Raw genomic sequence first — 14799 nt, forward strand, 5'->3', positions numbered from 1 at the left:
AAAACCTAAAAATGTTTTTCTCCGTGATCCTCCGTGTTCTCCGTGGATTGGAACCAAAGGCACCGGAATAGTACCAGGTTTTTTTTCTACGGAGGTCACGGAGGAACACGGAAAAGCCTAAAAATGTTTTTCTCCGTGATCCTCTCTGTTCTCCGTGGATGTAGATCATGCGACTCGGAATGTCACCGAACGTCCGCCGCCGCGGGGATGCCGCCGGCCGAGCGGGCGGTTTGCACGGCCTTCACCACCGCACGGGCGAAGACTTCCGCCGCGCAGGCGCCGACCAGGCTGACCGGGGCTTTCCGCCCGCCGGTTGAGAGGGCGAAGATCGTATCCCCGTCGAGCATCGTATGCGCCGGGCGGACGGAGCGGGCCAAGCCGTCCTGCGCCATTTGCGCCACCTTGTTGGCTTCTTCCTTGGACAGCAGGGCGTTGGTCGCCACCACGCCGATCACCGTGTTGCCGCCCTCGGCCAGTCCGAGGATCAGGCTTCCGGCGCGGCTGCGCATCACGGAGAGGGTGTCGGCGAAGCGCGACGATCCGCCGATCCGCAGCAGCCCCACGCCCACCGGCCGCACGCCGGCGAGGATCCCTCCGCCCGCGGGATCGATCACGTCGCCGAAGGCATTCACCGCGACGAGCGCGGCCGTCACCACGCCGCCTCCGCATTCCATGCTGGCGCTGCCGATCCCGCTCTTCACCGCCCCCGCCATCCCGAATATTTTTCCGACCGTGCACCCCGTTCCCGCCCCGGCGTTGCCCTCGGCGGGCGGTTCCGCGGAGGCGGCCTGGCAGGCGCGGTAGCCCATTTCCGCATCCGGACGGATTTTCACATCCCCGATCGCCAAATCATAGAGGATCGCCGCGGCGACGATCGGCACCTTTGCCGTCACGGTGGCGAAGCCGATCTTCCTTTCCTCGAGCCAGCGCATTGCGCCCGAGGCGGCGTCGAGCCCGAAGGCCGATCCGCCGGCGAGCATCACGGCGTGGATCTTGCGCACCAGGTGCATCGGGCGGAGAAGGTCGGTTTCGCGCGTCCCGGGCGCCCCGCCGCGCTGGTCCACGCCGGCGACAGCGCCTTTGCGGCAGAGCACCACGGTGCAGCCGGTGAGGGCGGATTCGTCCTGCGCCTGCCCGACGAGGATTCCCGGGACGTCGGTGATGGAATCGTTCAGCCTGCCCATAATCCTCCAACGCATCCATCTCATCCTGCCCCTCTTCCCTTTGCATCCTTTCGGATCGGATGCCCGCTCTCCCTCCCCTCCCTTCCCGTATCACGGGAAGGGAGGGGAGGCGGCGGAGGGGAAGGATGGGATGGCGATTATCCGCCCGCCACCATATTTATCACCCGGTCGAGGATCTCCTCGGCCACCCGGGTTTTATCCATCTCCGGCAGGGCTTCGGCCGGACCGCCGGCGGAAAGGATCGTAACACGGTTGGAGTCGGATTCGAACCCCGAGCCGGGACGGCCGACCTCGTTGGCGACGATCAGGTCGAGGCGCTTGGCCTCCAATTTTTTCCGGGCGTTTTTTTCCAAGCCCTCTGTCTCGGCGGCAAAGCCGACCGTCGCGCGCGGGAAGCCGCTTTTGGCTTTGGCTTGGGCGACATCCAGGAGGATGTCCTGGGTCGGCTCCAGGGGGATCGAGTCGAGGGGCGCGTCCTTTTTAATCTTCCGGGACGAGGTTTGGGACGGGCGGAAATCCGCGACCGCGGCGGCCATGATCAGCGCGTCGGCGTCCGCCGATTCCTTTAATACCATTAACCGCATCGCCTCGGCGGTCTGAACGTCGATCCGCCGCACGCCGAACGGCTCGCACAACGCGGACGGCGCGGCGATCAGGACCACGTCGGCCCCCGCGTCGCGCGCGGCGCGGGCGAGCGCGAAACCCTGTTTGCCCGAGGAGCGGTTGGCGATCACGCGCACCGGATCGATCGGCTCGCGGGTGCCGCCGGCGGTGACCACCACCTTGCGCCCGCCCAGCGGGCCGCCGCGCGAAAGCAGGTGGCAAACGCGCTCGAGGATCTCGGCCGGATCGGTCATTCGCCCCCTGGCCGAAAGGCCCGAGGCCAGGTGGCCCTCATCCGGACCGACGACGACCGCGCCGCGGGCGGCGAGGGTTTGCAGGTTTTGCTGCGTGGCGGCCGCAACGAACATTCCGCCGTCCATCGCCGGGGCGAGCATCAGCGGGCAGTGCGCGGAGAGCGCGGTGAGCGAAAGCAGGTTGTCCGCCAAGCCGAGCGCGAATTTGGCCATGGTGTTGGCGGTGACCGGGGCGACCAGGAGCAGATCCGCCGGCCGGCCGAGGTTCACGTGCAGGACGTGCGCCTCGGCTCCCCACAGTTCGGCATCGGTGTGCGCCGCCCGGCCGGTGACGGATTGGAAACTGAGCGGGGAGACGAAGCGGGTCGCGGCGTCGGTCAGGAGGACGTCGACCTCGGCGCCGGCTTGGGTGAGCTTGCTGGCCAATTCGACCGCCTTGTAGGCCGCGACCGAACCGGTCACGCCGAGCAGGATGCGTTTGCCGTGGAGGAGGTTCATCGGTTCATCTCGTAGATCATGCGCAGGCCGTCGAGGGTGAGCCACGGGGCGAGGATCTCGATCGCCTTTGTCTCGCGGGCGATCAGGTCCACCTCGCCGCCGGTGCCGATCACCTTCAGATCGTCGCCCAGCTCGGCGCGGAAGCGCGCGACCATGCCCTCCACCAGAGCGACGTATCCGAACAGCAGGCCGGATTGGATGGCGTGGACGGTGTTGCGGCCGATCGCGGCCGGCGGGCGGGTGAGATCCACGCGCGGCAGTTTGGCGGTGCGCTGGAACAGGGCCTGGGCGGCGATGCCGATCCCGGGGGCGATCGCTCCGCCGAGGTATTCGCCCTCGGCGGAGATGGCGTCGAAGGTGGTGGCGGTCCCGAAATCCACGATGCAGGCCGGCCCGCCGTAGAGGCGGTAGGCCGCGGCGGCGTCGACGATCCGGTCGGCGCCGACCGCGCGGGGATCCTCATAACGGATCTTCACGCCTGTCCGCACGCCGGCGTCGACCACCAGCGGATCCTGCTTGAGGTAGGTGCGGCAGGTTTCGATCCAGCGCCCGGTGAGCGGCGGGACGACCGAGGCCATGCACACGCCGCGGATGTCGGCCGGGGATTTGCCGGCCAGGGCGAGCAGGCCGGTCACCTGCAGGCCGAACTCGTCGGGCATGCGTTCGAGTTCGGACGAAAGCCGCCAGCGCGGACCAAGCGCCGCGCCCTCGTACAAGCCGAGCGTGACGTTGGTGTTGCCGATGTCAATGCACAGCAGCATGGTTCACCTCGCGGATGCGGTTGGTTTCGTCGACCAGGACGATTTCCGGTTTCCAATCCGCCGGAAGCGGTTCCGCGACCTGGGCGTAGGCCATGATGATGACCTTATCGCCGGGAGCGACCACCCGGGCGGCGGCGCCGTTCATGCAGATCACGCCCGAACCGGCTTTCCCCGTGATCACGTACGTTTCCAGCCGTGCGCCGTTGCTGATATCGGCGACGTGGACCAGCTCGCATTCGGCGATTCCGGCCGCGCGCATCAGGTCCGAATCGATGGTAATGCTCCCTTCGTAGTCGGGCTCCGCATCGGTGACCGTCGCGCGGTGGATTTTCGATCGGAGTAAAGTGCGTATCATTTGGTAAAGGTCCTTTCTTCTTGTGCCGTGCTTAATCGGATGAAGATAGTGACCATGGACCTTGGACGGCGGACCATGGGAAGAGCGCATTCCTTGACGACGGAATAGCGCGCCATGCGGGTTGGTTGAAAGAAAAATTTTTGAAAAATCGAAAACCGCCCGCAGGGAACAATCGGCCATGGTCCATCGTCATGCCTTCCCCTTGGTAAGAACGACGCCCGTCTCCCAAATCCCGTCCTTCAGCAGGAAGTTATCGATCAGCCGCGTCTTCCCGATCCGCACCGCCATCGAGAACAGCGCGTCGCGTTCGACGCGTTCGAGCTCCTGCAGAGTATCCGGGTCGGCGGCGGAGACGTATTCGATTTGGGCGCGCGGCTCGGCGGCGAGGTGGTTGCGCATCGCTTCCCGCAGCGCCTCGGCGCCGCGCTCCCCCGCATCGTAGGCCGCACGCGCGGCCGAGAGCGCGCCGTAGAGCACGGCCGCCGCGCGGCGCTCCTCCGGCGCAAGGTAGGTGTTGCGCGAGGACATCGCCAATCCGTCGCGTTCGCGGATGATGGGGCAGACGACGACCTCGAGCGGGAAGTTCAGGTCGCGGGCCATGCGGCGGATGACGGCGGCCTGCTGGGCGTCCTTTTGGCCGAAGTAGGCGCGCTCGGGGGTGAAGGCGTTGAACAGCTTGGCGACGACCGTCGCCACGCCGCGGAAATGCCCCGGCCGCACGGCGCCCTCGAGCGGAACGGCGACCTCCTCCACGGTGATGTAGGTCTGGTACCCGGGCGGATACACCTCGCCGGCCTCCGGCGCCCAGACGAGATCAGCTCCGGCCGGTTCGAGCAGCGCCAGGTCGCGTTCGAGGTCGCGCGGGTAGCGCGCCAGATCCTCCTGCGGGCCGAACTGGGCCGGGTTGACGAAGATGCTCACCCCGACCGCGGCGCACTCGACCCGCGCCCGGCGCACCAGGGTCAAATGGCCCTCGTGCAGGCAGCCCATCGTCGGCACCAGCCCGAGCGGCCGGGGCAGGGCGGAGATCGCTTGACGCAGGTCGGTTAGTGTGTGGATGAGTTTCATGGTCCTCTGCGTCGGGAAAATTCAAGGACAGGATTTACACTATTTTTCATGATTGACAGGATTTCTCTTTTTTTTCAAAGACAATCCTGAAATCCTGCCATATCCTGTTAATCCTGTCCCGACCCTCACCCTGCCTCTCGCTTTCCCTCGTTTCGCTCGGGACCGGCGCTCGAGGCTCCCCTCTCCCAGCTTAAGCTGGGAGAGGGGTCGGGGGTGAGGGCCGCCTTAATCAACTGAACGAGCATCCGGTTCCACGGCGCGGGGATGCCGGCCTCACGGGCGGCGCGGACGACCGCGCCGTTGATCGCGTCGATCTCCGTCGGGCGGCCGTTTTCCAGATCCTGGCGCATGGAAACGCTGTTGCCGGCGGTGGCGCGGGCGGCGGCGAGCGCCTGCGCCTCCGGATCCGCGTAGGGCAGGGGGATGCCGGCGGCGGCCGCCACGGCCGCCGATTCGCGGATCACGGCCAAGAACACCTCGCGCGCCGCATCGCGCTCGGCAAATACTTCGTTGGTCACCCGTATCAGCGCGCCGAGCGGGTTGAGCGCCGAATTTATGACCAGCTTGCCCCATTGCAGAGAAGCGAGGTTCTCCACGATGCGGACATCCAATCCGGCTTGGGCGAATAATTCGACCGCCGGACCGATGCGCGGGTGTTTCTCCACCTGGACGCGGATCTCCCCACCGCACTGGCGGACGACGCCCGGCGCCTCGAGCGTGGCGCCGAGGACGACGATCCCGCCCGCGGCGCGTTCGGCGCCGAAGGCTTCGCGCAGGATCTCCACGTTGCCCAGCCCGTTCTGCAGCGTCAGCGCCAGCCCGCCGGGCTTGAGGATTTCTTTGGCGCGCACGACCGCCGCGCGGGTCTGGTAGGATTTCATCACCGCGATCAGCAGGTCGGAATCCACGCAATCGGCCGGATCGGCGGTGGCGCGCACGTGCACCGTCGTGGAGCCGCCGGCGGTGACGCAGAGGATGCCGTTGCGGCGGATGGCGTCGATGCCCGCCGGCCAGGAACCGAGCAGGGTGAGGTCGGTTCTGTCGGCCAGCCGCGCGCCGAGCAGGCAGGCGACCGCCCCGGTCCCGAGGATGGTGAGTTTCACCTACCCCCACCTCCACCTTTGATTCCCCCTCCTCCCCTTCCCTTAAGGGAAGGGGAGGAGGGGGGCGGGGGCGGAGAGGTTAGGTCAGTCCACTCCTCTTCCTTCATCTCGACCGTGTGCTCAGAGGCCGGGAAGGCGCGGGCTTGCACATCGGCGATGTATTCCTTGAAGGCGCGCTCCATCTCCTCCAGCAGGCGCGCGTACTGCTTGACGAAGCGCGGCGTGAAGCGGTCGTAGAGGCCGAGCAGGTCGCTCGTCACCAGCACCTGGCCGTCGCAGCCGTTTCCGGCGCCGATCCCGATCGTCGGCATGGATAGTTTCTTCGAAACCAGTTCCGCCAGCCGCGCGGGGATGGATTCCAGCACAACGGCGAAGACGCCGGCTTCCTCAAGGAGCAGGGCATCCTCGAGCAGCTTGCGGGCGCATTCGGCCGAGCGCGCTTGCGGCCGCATCCCGCCGAGCTTGTGGACCGATTGCGGTGTGAGGCCGAGGTGCCCCAGGACGGGGATGCCGGCGTCGAGCACCGCCTTGATGGCGAACAGCATCTCGCGCCCGCCTTCGAGCTTGACCGCCTCCATCCCGCCCTCCTGGAGAAAGCGGCCGGCGTTGCGGACCGCGTCGGACGGGCTCGCCTGATACGAAAGAAACGGCATATCGCCGACGAGCAGCGGGCGGGATGCGCCGCGGGCGACCGCCTTGCAGTGGTGGATCATCTCGTCCATCGTCACCGGCAGGGTGTTCTCGTAGCCCAGCGCGACCATCCCGAGCGAATCGCCGACCAGGATCGCATCGATCCCGGCCGCATCCAGCGCCCGCGCGGCCGGGTAGTCGTAGGCGGTGAGCATCGCGATCGGCTCGCCCTTCTCCTTCTTCTGCCGGAAGGAGCGGACGGTGACTTTCTTGCCGTTTTCGGCGGTGTAGGAAGACATATTGCTCCCGCCTCACCCCCAGCCCCTCTCCTGCCTTATGGCAGGAGAGGGGAGTCGGTGATCTTCCGACGGGGTGAGGAAAATAGAACGCCCTCGCGGGCTGACCGGGAGGGCGGGAAAGGGCGCAATCACGCGCAATAGCTTTTTCCTGCCGTCTCGGTCGTTGCCCGATCCAAGCGGCAAAGCGATTATATCACTAATACGGGAGTGGAATAATAGACAGGATTTACAGCCCCGCCCCGGCTTCCCCCATCGCGAGTTCTTCGCACCGGAAGAACGCCGGTGCTCATCGCTCTGGGGGCAGGCGCCGGGCGAGGCCGGGGGATTTTTCATGATTTCCAAAAAAAATACGTATCTACTCAGCCTCCCCCTCATCCGCCCTCCCGTCGCTCCGCTCCGGGACGGGTCCGGGCACCTTCTCCCAGCCCAACGTCTGCGGATGAAGATATGCGGTTGTTCACAGCCCTCCAGCTTAAGCGATGGGTTGGGAGAAGTTATCCCGGAACGCATGTCCCGCGCTCCGTGCGGGACAGTGACGGGAGGATGGGATGAGGGGGGAATAATTGGGCTGTGTTTTTGGCCATTTTTCCAATACCTGCATCAGGCTGAGTAGATACAAAAATACTTCAATCAGAGTTTTAAAAAAGAGATACAAATATTGGTTAAGCCCCCTGGGAAAAACTCACCAGGCGTTTCGGAGGAGGCCGGAACCTCCGGGAAAAGATTACTTTCTCGCCCAGTAAGCGGTGGCGATGTAGATCCGCCAACTCGCCGTTAACCCGGATCCGCGCTTCGCAGCCGGGGCGGGCAAAACAATCGGCTTTACCGCAACCGTCCTCACCCTCCTCACGTAAACGTTCCGCCGGAAGAACACCGGCTGCACACGTTCGGAGGGCCGGCCCCCAACCCCTATCCGTCCTCACTCCTTACCCCTGCACCCCTTTCCCCTCTCCTAACTAATGCCAGGAGAGGGGAAAGGGGATGGGGGATAGGGGTGAGGAAACCGCCCTCGCGGGCAGACCGAGAGGGCGGGAAGAAGCGCCGGGAAAGGCGGGTTCGCTTTTTCCTGCCGTCTCGGTCGTTGCCCGATCCAAGCGGCAGAAAGAGTATGTTACATCCGGAAAAAACCTGGAGAAAAGAAAGTAAATCTCCTGTCCGGAGCGCGGGTCGGCAGCCCTTTACTTGTTCCCATAATTTTTCTCACCCGCGCGTATCGGAACGGCAAGCCGATTTTCCAGAGGGACGATCGGGCAGGTGAAGTCTTCGCTGTAAACACACCAGGGGTTGTACGCATGGTTGAGGTCCAACACCCACTTGCCGTCGGCGGTGCGATCCATCGCGGCGTGGAGGTCGAGGTACCGCCCGGCGCCGTAGGTTTCCTTGCCGGAGGTTTCGTCTCGGAATGGAACGAACAACCGATCCTCGTCCGCGTTGCTTTTGTACGCTTGCAGGGTGCATTCCTTCCCGTCGACGACGAAGCGGAATTCGCCCCATCGGATGTAATCCCGTTCTGCGCCCTTGGAATACGCCATCCGAACGGCCTTTTTCTCCGTATGCTCGGAAAGCTCGAGCTCGAACCGCATGCCGGGGTCGGGCGGGTAGTAGTCCAGTCCCCGGAACCCGGCTCGCTCTGCGGGAGGAATCGGCGATTGCGGGTGTCGACCAAAGAAGGCGTCCTTCTCCATACGCTCCGCCTCGATCTGTTCCTTCCAGATGTCCATGTTCATAACCGTTTGCCTCCTGCCGCAGCGGGATGTGCCTCGCCCCCTCCCTCCATCTTTTTCGCTGCGAGCAGCCGCACGTAACCGAAGTAGTAGCGATGCACCTGAAAATCGCCAAAACCATTCTCCCGCAGGATTGCCTTCCAGTCCCGCCGCACAAAGTCGGTCGCCAAAGGGCATTCGATGCGACGGAAAGCGAATCGCACGGGCCAAAACGACCGGTCGGGCTCGAACTCGTCATAATCCAGGATGAGGAACTGCCCGCCGGGACGGAGCGCCCGGTGGACGTTCTCCGCGATCCGCAATCGATCCTCCTGGATAAACCCGTGCAGGACAAAGGAGATAAACGCCTTGTCGAACTCATTCCGATAGGGCAGGGCTTCCTCGATCCGTCGCTTCTCCATCGCGACGTTGGGGAGATTCCGGCAGCGGCGTTGCGCCTGCCGCAGCATCTCCGGCTCGATATCCAATCCCAGAATCCGCCCTTGCGCGGAGAGGTAACGGGCCATCAAACAGGCATTGCGCCCGCTGCCCGATCCCAGGTCGAGGATGGCGTCCTGCGGCCGGATCCCCATATCCCGCACGACCTGCCGGATGAAGATGGGGTAGGTGCCGCCCGTGATCCCGTTCATCAGCGCGTCGTAATAGCGGGCCTCGAGCCCCTTGACCTCGACTTTGGAATCCGAACGGCTGTAGGTCGTATTCACATCAACACCTCGCTTCCTTCGAGCGGCCGGAGAGGGGAACGAACGTTCCGCCCGCCGACCGTTACCCAAAGACGCCCGCCTGCGGATGCGCTGCGGGGTTTGGGAAGAGGGTCATGTCCGACGCACGATCCGGAGGCATTCTGTTGAAAAACCCGGACCAGCCGCCGGATAGGTCGCAGATCGTCAAACGCGGAATACTTCATCCGCCGCCCTGTCCGTCACCGAATGCGGGAAAGCCTTCTTCCGAGGAGACGACGCCCCGCGCCGCGATGCGCCGGCTATGCTGGGGCGCTCTGCGGCCGTCGGGCGCATACTCACCGGCCGGACGGCGATCCGATAACGGGGATGACACGGGGCGTTTCGCCTTTTTTCCGCCGTGCAACAAGATCGAATAATTCCTCAAAGGACTCGGCCAACCCGTGCATCAAGTCGGAGAGGGAGTCCACCCGTGACACCACCGGCTGAAACCGGCTGTTGTCGCGCATTCTCACGAAATTCGGGCTTCCCCGTCTGCTTAGGACGACTTCGCAATCCTCGAAGATCTCCATTGCGGATTTCAACTTCCGGACGTCGCCGTGCCGGATTTCCTTCTCGTCTTCTTGCGGCGACGTGTTTTCTCTCTTCTCCACGAGAACCGAACGGCCGTCCATAAACACGTCGAAAATGTAAAACTCCTTCGCCGTTCCCATGTGATCGGGAATGATGGTTTCTCCGTCGTTGGAGCCGAGCACCACCCTGATTTTTCTCACCATTCTTCCTCTTCTTCCCGAAAGCATGATCCGCATGCGGGTACGATCCGTTCGGGCTCGTCAAACCGTTCGGCCTTCCCCGCAAGCGGGGTTTAGCGATTACGTTCAGGTACCCGCCTATCCGGCGTCGCCTGTCGGAGGCGGTAAAAGCCAAATGCCATGTCCCCGCATGGACTCCGGCTACCAACGTCCACGCCGGCGACGGGCGCGCCTTCCCCCGCCTCGTCCAGCGTAAGGCCGGTCCCGGTAGAATCCGACGGAACGGTATGGATACGGCCCGGAAGGGTCTCGATTCTCCCAAAAGGCCGCAATGCGGGGCGCCACCTCCCGCTGCAGGAAGGCTGACGCATTGCCCAGCCAAGTCTGGATGCCACCCGGGCTGACCGAGGGCGCCAGACGGCGAGTCGGGATAGCCGCGGGCTCAGGAGCGTCCGCCGAAATCGGTTCTTGCACCATGAGCATGGCTCCCATCGGACACGCGGAAAGGCAAGCATGGCATTCTCGGCAGAGGCTCTGCTCGACCCGGGCTACGCCATCGATCAACTGAATGGCGCCTGTCGGGCAGGCTTGTACGCATAAGCCGCAACCTTTGCAACGATCTTTGTCGACATAGACCATCCTGGCCACCTCTCAGATCCTCGGCGCCGCATTCAGCTCCCTGTGCGCCGAGAGCGTTCCCCAATGCATGCCCTTTTTTGGGAAAAGCCGTAAAAGATACCGAAGCGGATCTCCGTGCGACTCGGGCTGCGGAATCGGGATGCGAAACACTACGATCCGCCGCTTCCCGGCGGGCGCTCGACCGGCTTCAATCCCGGCCGACCGAACACCGCACACAACCATCTTCGTCGAGATCAAAAAGACATTGCCTCCATCGCATCCGAATGGGAAAGGGGGAATTAGAAATACGGCCGTATCGGGTCACTCTTCCCCTGATTTTGCCGCGGTATCCCCGGGCGGCCGGGATTGCGGATTCGGCTTGTCCAAACGTATCGCGCCGCAGACCGTTTGCGGCGAACCCTACGCGATCCCGGTTATTCCTTCTTTTCGATTTCCGCGACGCGTTTACCGATGGCGTCCAGTTCTTTCTTCAGCATCTCGGCTTGCGACTTCAGGAACGCGGTCTCCTGCTCCGGCGTGGGCGGAACCCCGTAAGGTGCGTATGCGGAAACCGGGAAAGCCCCCCAGACCGGCGCGCCGTATCGGGCCCATCCGGGCAAACCGGTGGCGTAGTACATGTTCCGGAAACCGCGGCCTGCGCCCCAGCCGCCGCCCCAACCTCCACCCCGTCCCCAGCCCATGCCGTAACCCCGACCGGGCATCGGGTTTGTGTAACCGGGCGTTCCATAGCCGGCGCAGTAGCCGGCCCCGCGTCCCGTCATCGGCCCCATTCCCCGGGGTCCGGTTCGATCTCCTGCTGGCATCTTGCCTCACCTCCTTCTTTTTAATGTTCCAATGGGCGGACGCCGTTGGCGCGGAATTTATCGTCCACGGCGACGGCTCTCCCTGCGTCCCCGCCCCCCGAAAAAACCTCGGCCCCTCCCCTGGCGCGGGCGGAAGAATCCGCCTGCGGGAGATGGGTTGTCGAAAAAAGGTTGGGCCGGAGTCGGATCGGGGGATCGGGTTGCCCCGTATCCGCCGCTCGGATTGCACCTTCCCCGACCTCCCCCGGTCATCGGCCCCATCCCGGCCGGTCCGGTTCCATCCAATCGCGGCATGGAAATCACCTCCTTTCTGTTTTCGCCGTCGGCGTGCTGGAGAAAGCGGATGCTTGCCCCGCAATCTTTTCGGCGATGGGATCGAACAGCTCGACCGCGTAACCCTCAATTTCGCCCGAGTCGCAACGGCGGGCCAATTCCGGATCCAGCGGAAGCCGTCCCAACAGCGGCACGCCCAGTTGGTTTGCCGTCTCCATCGCCCGGCTGGGGCCAAAGACCTCGATCCGCGTTCCGCAGGTGGGGCAGGTGGCGTAGCTCATATTCTCCACCAGGCCGAACGCCGCCACCTTCATATGCCGGGCCATTTTGGCCGCCTTGCGTACCACCATTCCGGCCAGGTCCTGCGGAGAGGTCACCAGTACCACCCCGTTGAGGGGGATGGATTGCATCACCGTCAAGGATGCGTCGGAGGTGCCGGGCGGCAGGTCCACAAAAAGGTAGTCCAATCTGCCCCAGACCACATCCTGCCAAAATTGATTGATCGCCCTGCTGATCAGCGGCCCGCGCCAGATCACGGCCTCATCCTCTTGCGGGAGAAGCAGGTTGATGGACATCACTTGAATCCCCGTTTTCGTCGTGATCGGAATGATGCCGCCGGATCCCGCCGTGGGCGACTCATGCAGGCCGAACATCTTGGGCTGGCTGGGGCCGGTGATATCGGCATCGAGGATTCCCACCCGCTTCCCCCGCCGGTTCATCGTCACCGCCAGCAACGCGGTCACCGACGATTTGCCGACGCCGCCCTTTCCGCTCAGCACGGCCACCACGCGGTCGACCTTGTTCATGGACTGGGCCGGCTGCGGACCGCCCTGGGCCTCCGTCATGAAAGCGGCTCGCTCCTTCTGGCTCATCTCCGCCAGATTCACTTCGACCGAATCCGCGCCCAACGGGGAGAGCGCATCCCGTATGCCTTCCACCAGGGCGTCCTTGATGGGGACCTCGCGGAAGGGCAGCACCAGGGTAAGCGTGACGTTCTTACCGTCGACGCGCACGTCCCGGATCATCTTCAATCCCATCAAATCCCGCCCCTCGATTTCCGGATGCACCACGTTCCGCAGGGCGTCAACGACTTGCTTTTCCGTAATCATGTTCCTCCGCAGGATCCCCGAATGCGTTCTCGCGACCGTCCGGTGAAGCATGCGCAGGCCTTCCCGGCGGCGCGTTAATGGTATTCGCCCTCGCCTTTCTCCATATGAAGATGGTACGCCCCGACCAAATGATCCAGCATCTCCTTGGTCTCGTTCAGCTCTCCCACCCAAGCCGCAAGCACCTTATCGCCCAGGGCGGTGATGCGATAGATGCGGCGCGGCGGTCCCTGGGTTTGTTCCTCATCCCAGGTCGAAACGACCCATCCGAGAGTCTCCATGGTGCGCATCACCCGGTAAACAACGCTCGGAGCGATCTCCCCCAGCCCGAATTCCTTCAATTGTTCCATCAGCGTGTAACCGTGCGCCGGCCCGCGATGCAGGAGCAGGAGCAGTGCGGATTCGCGCAACCCGTTTGTCCGATGACCCTGCCGCCGCCTTCTCCGGCCTTCACCAATCATGTGTTCTTCCTCATAAATGAATAAGGTACTGATCCGTTACATTCGCCAGTAAAAAAAATTTGGGGCATGGAGGAAAACCTCCGGTTTTCGCCGTGGCAATGCCGGTTAGTGAAGCGTATTCCTCCATCCAAGAGCTTTGTACCTTTCGGACCCCCTTTTTTCAACCCGTAAAGCGATTTTTGAGGCCGTAATTGATATTATCAAACTATGTACTTATTGTCAATAGATTTTCAGCACAGAGATTTTAGACCAAGGGAACGATCCCTTCTGGAAAGGTCTGATAAGAAGGAGATGTTGGTGAGGAGAGAGGATTACCTTCTCCGGCGCACGAATCAAACTATGCATTTTGATGATCGTTAAAAATGAGGCGTGGGCCTGATCCCATGGATAGACCACCGCAATTCGTTTGCCCGATGAATCTCGATACGACCACGAGGTGCACGTTTCCTAACACGACCGGCATGAAAAACCACCCTCGCGGACGGACCGGAAGGGCGGGGGGTGGGGCTAAACTAGCAGATTTCCCTAACCTTCCTCACCCCCGGCCCCTCTCTGTCCTCACCCCTTACCCCTGCACCTCTTCCCCCTCTCCTGGCTTATGCCAGGAGAAGGGAAAGGGGACGGGGGATAAGGGTGAGGAAGAAAACCGCCCTCGCGGGTAAACCAGGAGGGCGGGAAGAGGCGCCTGAGAAGGCGGGTTCGTTTTTTCTTACCGCATCGGGCGTTGCATGATCCAAGTGGAGAAGAGATCATATCATCAGCAATTGATCTGAAAAAAGATTCACAAGATCAAAGCGAATAATTGGATAATAATTGTCAAATATTTACCATATTTGATTAGCCCCCTTTTTTTTATGATAGTATTAATAATCTGCCCGTCTTGATAATAATGATAAGGGGAAGGTATGTGTATGGAAAATAGGGGAAATTTTTTTATTTTCTTATTTTTTTCCATTTTCTTCTTTTCTGCCTGCCAACCAGAACAAGGAACGGCGTCCGGTCAGACAGCTCTACGTTCCGAAACCAAAGATGAAAATTCAAGCGCTCTGATAATTAATTCAACCCCCATACAAAAAGAAAGTACCCCGTTAATTACTCGAGAAGATGAAAGGATATGTGAAAAACGAAGGGATGCTTACTATTATGAAAAAATCCCATTGATTAACCCCAACGGTAAAATCGCTTATGTAGCCGAAGGGATCAATTTGGTTAATCCGGATGACAATACTATTGAAACCGTTTATCCGGCTGAGAGGGGAAAATATCATGGAAGATATTACTTTCTGGCATGGTCCCCTGACGGTACGATGCTTGCGGTCATTCATGATTGGGAAGGGGAACTAGGATACTCCTTGGAAGTTGTGGATTTTCCAAGCGGAGTGGTATGCTCGCTTCTAGAAGGTCGTGAAGCCATATCCAGACCGGCATGGTCTCCCGACAGTCGGAATCTGAGCGTTGTCGATAAGGGAACAAAAGAATTGGTAAATATAAAAATACCAGATTTTGAGATATTAATTATTGACTCCCCTGCAAAAAGCCATTTTTAGAATGCCCATACCGGCTTTCGCGTGAGAATCCAGGCGCGGCGCAAAAAAACGAAAAAGGA

General features: G+C 62.0%; 15 protein-coding genes. 1 reads left to right on the forward strand and 14 read right to left on the reverse strand.

All coding sequences use genetic code 11. The annotated features are described in order from the left end of the window. Positions 1-182 precede the first annotated feature (182 nt). The 14 genes from JW929_05575 to JW929_05640 form a co-directional block, all read right to left on the reverse strand. The gene (locus tag JW929_05575; GenBank protein ID MBN1438864.1) at positions 183-1184 is read right to left on the reverse strand and encodes a P1 family peptidase; all 1002 of its coding nucleotides are present in this window, start codon (positions 1182-1184) and stop codon (positions 183-185) included. A 137-nt stretch (positions 1185-1321) separates the two neighbouring features. Continuing rightward, positions 1322-2539: a bifunctional phosphopantothenoylcysteine decarboxylase/phosphopantothenate--cysteine ligase CoaBC gene (gene coaBC, locus JW929_05580; GenBank protein MBN1438865.1), complete on the reverse strand. Its 1218-nt coding sequence runs from the start codon at positions 2537-2539 to the stop codon at positions 1322-1324. Then, on the reverse strand, positions 2536-3300 hold the full coding sequence (locus JW929_05585; GenBank protein MBN1438866.1) for a type III pantothenate kinase: 765 nt from the start codon (positions 3298-3300) through the stop codon (positions 2536-2538). The genes coaBC and JW929_05585 overlap by 4 nt, the downstream gene beginning before the upstream one ends. Beyond that, positions 3284-3655 carry an aspartate 1-decarboxylase gene (locus JW929_05590; GenBank protein ID MBN1438867.1) on the reverse strand — a complete coding sequence of 124 codons (372 nt, stop codon included), beginning with the start codon at positions 3653-3655 and terminating at the stop codon, positions 3284-3286. The genes JW929_05585 and JW929_05590 overlap by 17 nt, the downstream gene beginning before the upstream one ends. A gap of 189 nt (positions 3656-3844) precedes the next feature. Continuing rightward, on the reverse strand, positions 3845-4723 hold the full coding sequence (locus JW929_05595) for a pantoate--beta-alanine ligase (GenBank protein ID MBN1438868.1): 879 nt from the start codon (positions 4721-4723) through the stop codon (positions 3845-3847). Between the two features lie 125 nt (positions 4724-4848). Then, positions 4849-5826, reverse strand: a complete 978-nt coding sequence (locus tag JW929_05600) for a 2-dehydropantoate 2-reductase (protein ID MBN1438869.1) — start codon at positions 5824-5826, stop codon at positions 4849-4851. Continuing rightward, positions 5823-6755 carry a 3-methyl-2-oxobutanoate hydroxymethyltransferase gene (gene panB / locus JW929_05605; protein ID MBN1438870.1) on the reverse strand — a complete coding sequence of 311 codons (933 nt, stop codon included), beginning with the start codon at positions 6753-6755 and terminating at the stop codon, positions 5823-5825. The genes JW929_05600 and panB overlap by 4 nt, the downstream gene beginning before the upstream one ends. A gap of 1178 nt (positions 6756-7933) precedes the next feature. After that, on the reverse strand, positions 7934-8482 hold the full coding sequence (locus JW929_05610) for a DUF1684 domain-containing protein (protein ID MBN1438871.1): 549 nt from the start codon (positions 8480-8482) through the stop codon (positions 7934-7936). Next, positions 8479-9183, reverse strand: a complete 705-nt coding sequence (locus tag JW929_05615) for a class I SAM-dependent methyltransferase (protein ID MBN1438872.1) — start codon at positions 9181-9183, stop codon at positions 8479-8481. The genes JW929_05610 and JW929_05615 overlap by 4 nt, the downstream gene beginning before the upstream one ends. Before the next feature lie 314 nt (positions 9184-9497). Beyond that, on the reverse strand, positions 9498-9932 hold the full coding sequence (locus JW929_05620; GenBank protein ID MBN1438873.1) for a hypothetical protein: 435 nt from the start codon (positions 9930-9932) through the stop codon (positions 9498-9500). A 180-nt stretch (positions 9933-10112) separates the two neighbouring features. Further along, positions 10113-10550 (reverse strand): 4Fe-4S binding protein, encoded by a 438-nt coding sequence (locus JW929_05625; GenBank protein ID MBN1438874.1) that lies wholly within the window; start codon positions 10548-10550, stop codon positions 10113-10115. 413 nt (positions 10551-10963) lie between these two features. Then, positions 10964-11353, reverse strand: a complete 390-nt coding sequence (locus JW929_05630; protein ID MBN1438875.1) for a DUF5320 domain-containing protein — start codon at positions 11351-11353, stop codon at positions 10964-10966. 299 nt (positions 11354-11652) lie between these two features. Continuing rightward, positions 11653-12735 (reverse strand): Mrp/NBP35 family ATP-binding protein, encoded by a 1083-nt coding sequence (locus JW929_05635; GenBank protein MBN1438876.1) that lies wholly within the window; start codon positions 12733-12735, stop codon positions 11653-11655. A gap of 74 nt (positions 12736-12809) precedes the next feature. Continuing rightward, a complete protein-coding gene (locus tag JW929_05640; protein ID MBN1438877.1) occupies positions 12810-13193 on the reverse strand; it encodes a helix-turn-helix transcriptional regulator in 384 nt (127 codons plus the stop codon). Between the two features lie 911 nt (positions 13194-14104). Here JW929_05640 and JW929_05645 point away from each other — a divergent pair. Further along, positions 14105-14740, forward strand: coding sequence for a hypothetical protein (locus tag JW929_05645; GenBank protein ID MBN1438878.1), 636 nt, complete (start codon positions 14105-14107; stop codon positions 14738-14740). Positions 14741-14799: the final 59 nt, after the last annotated feature.

The organism is Anaerolineales bacterium (genome assembly GCA_016928575.1).
Classification (GTDB): Bacteria; Chloroflexota; Anaerolineae; order Anaerolineales; family RBG-16-64-43; genus JAFGKK01.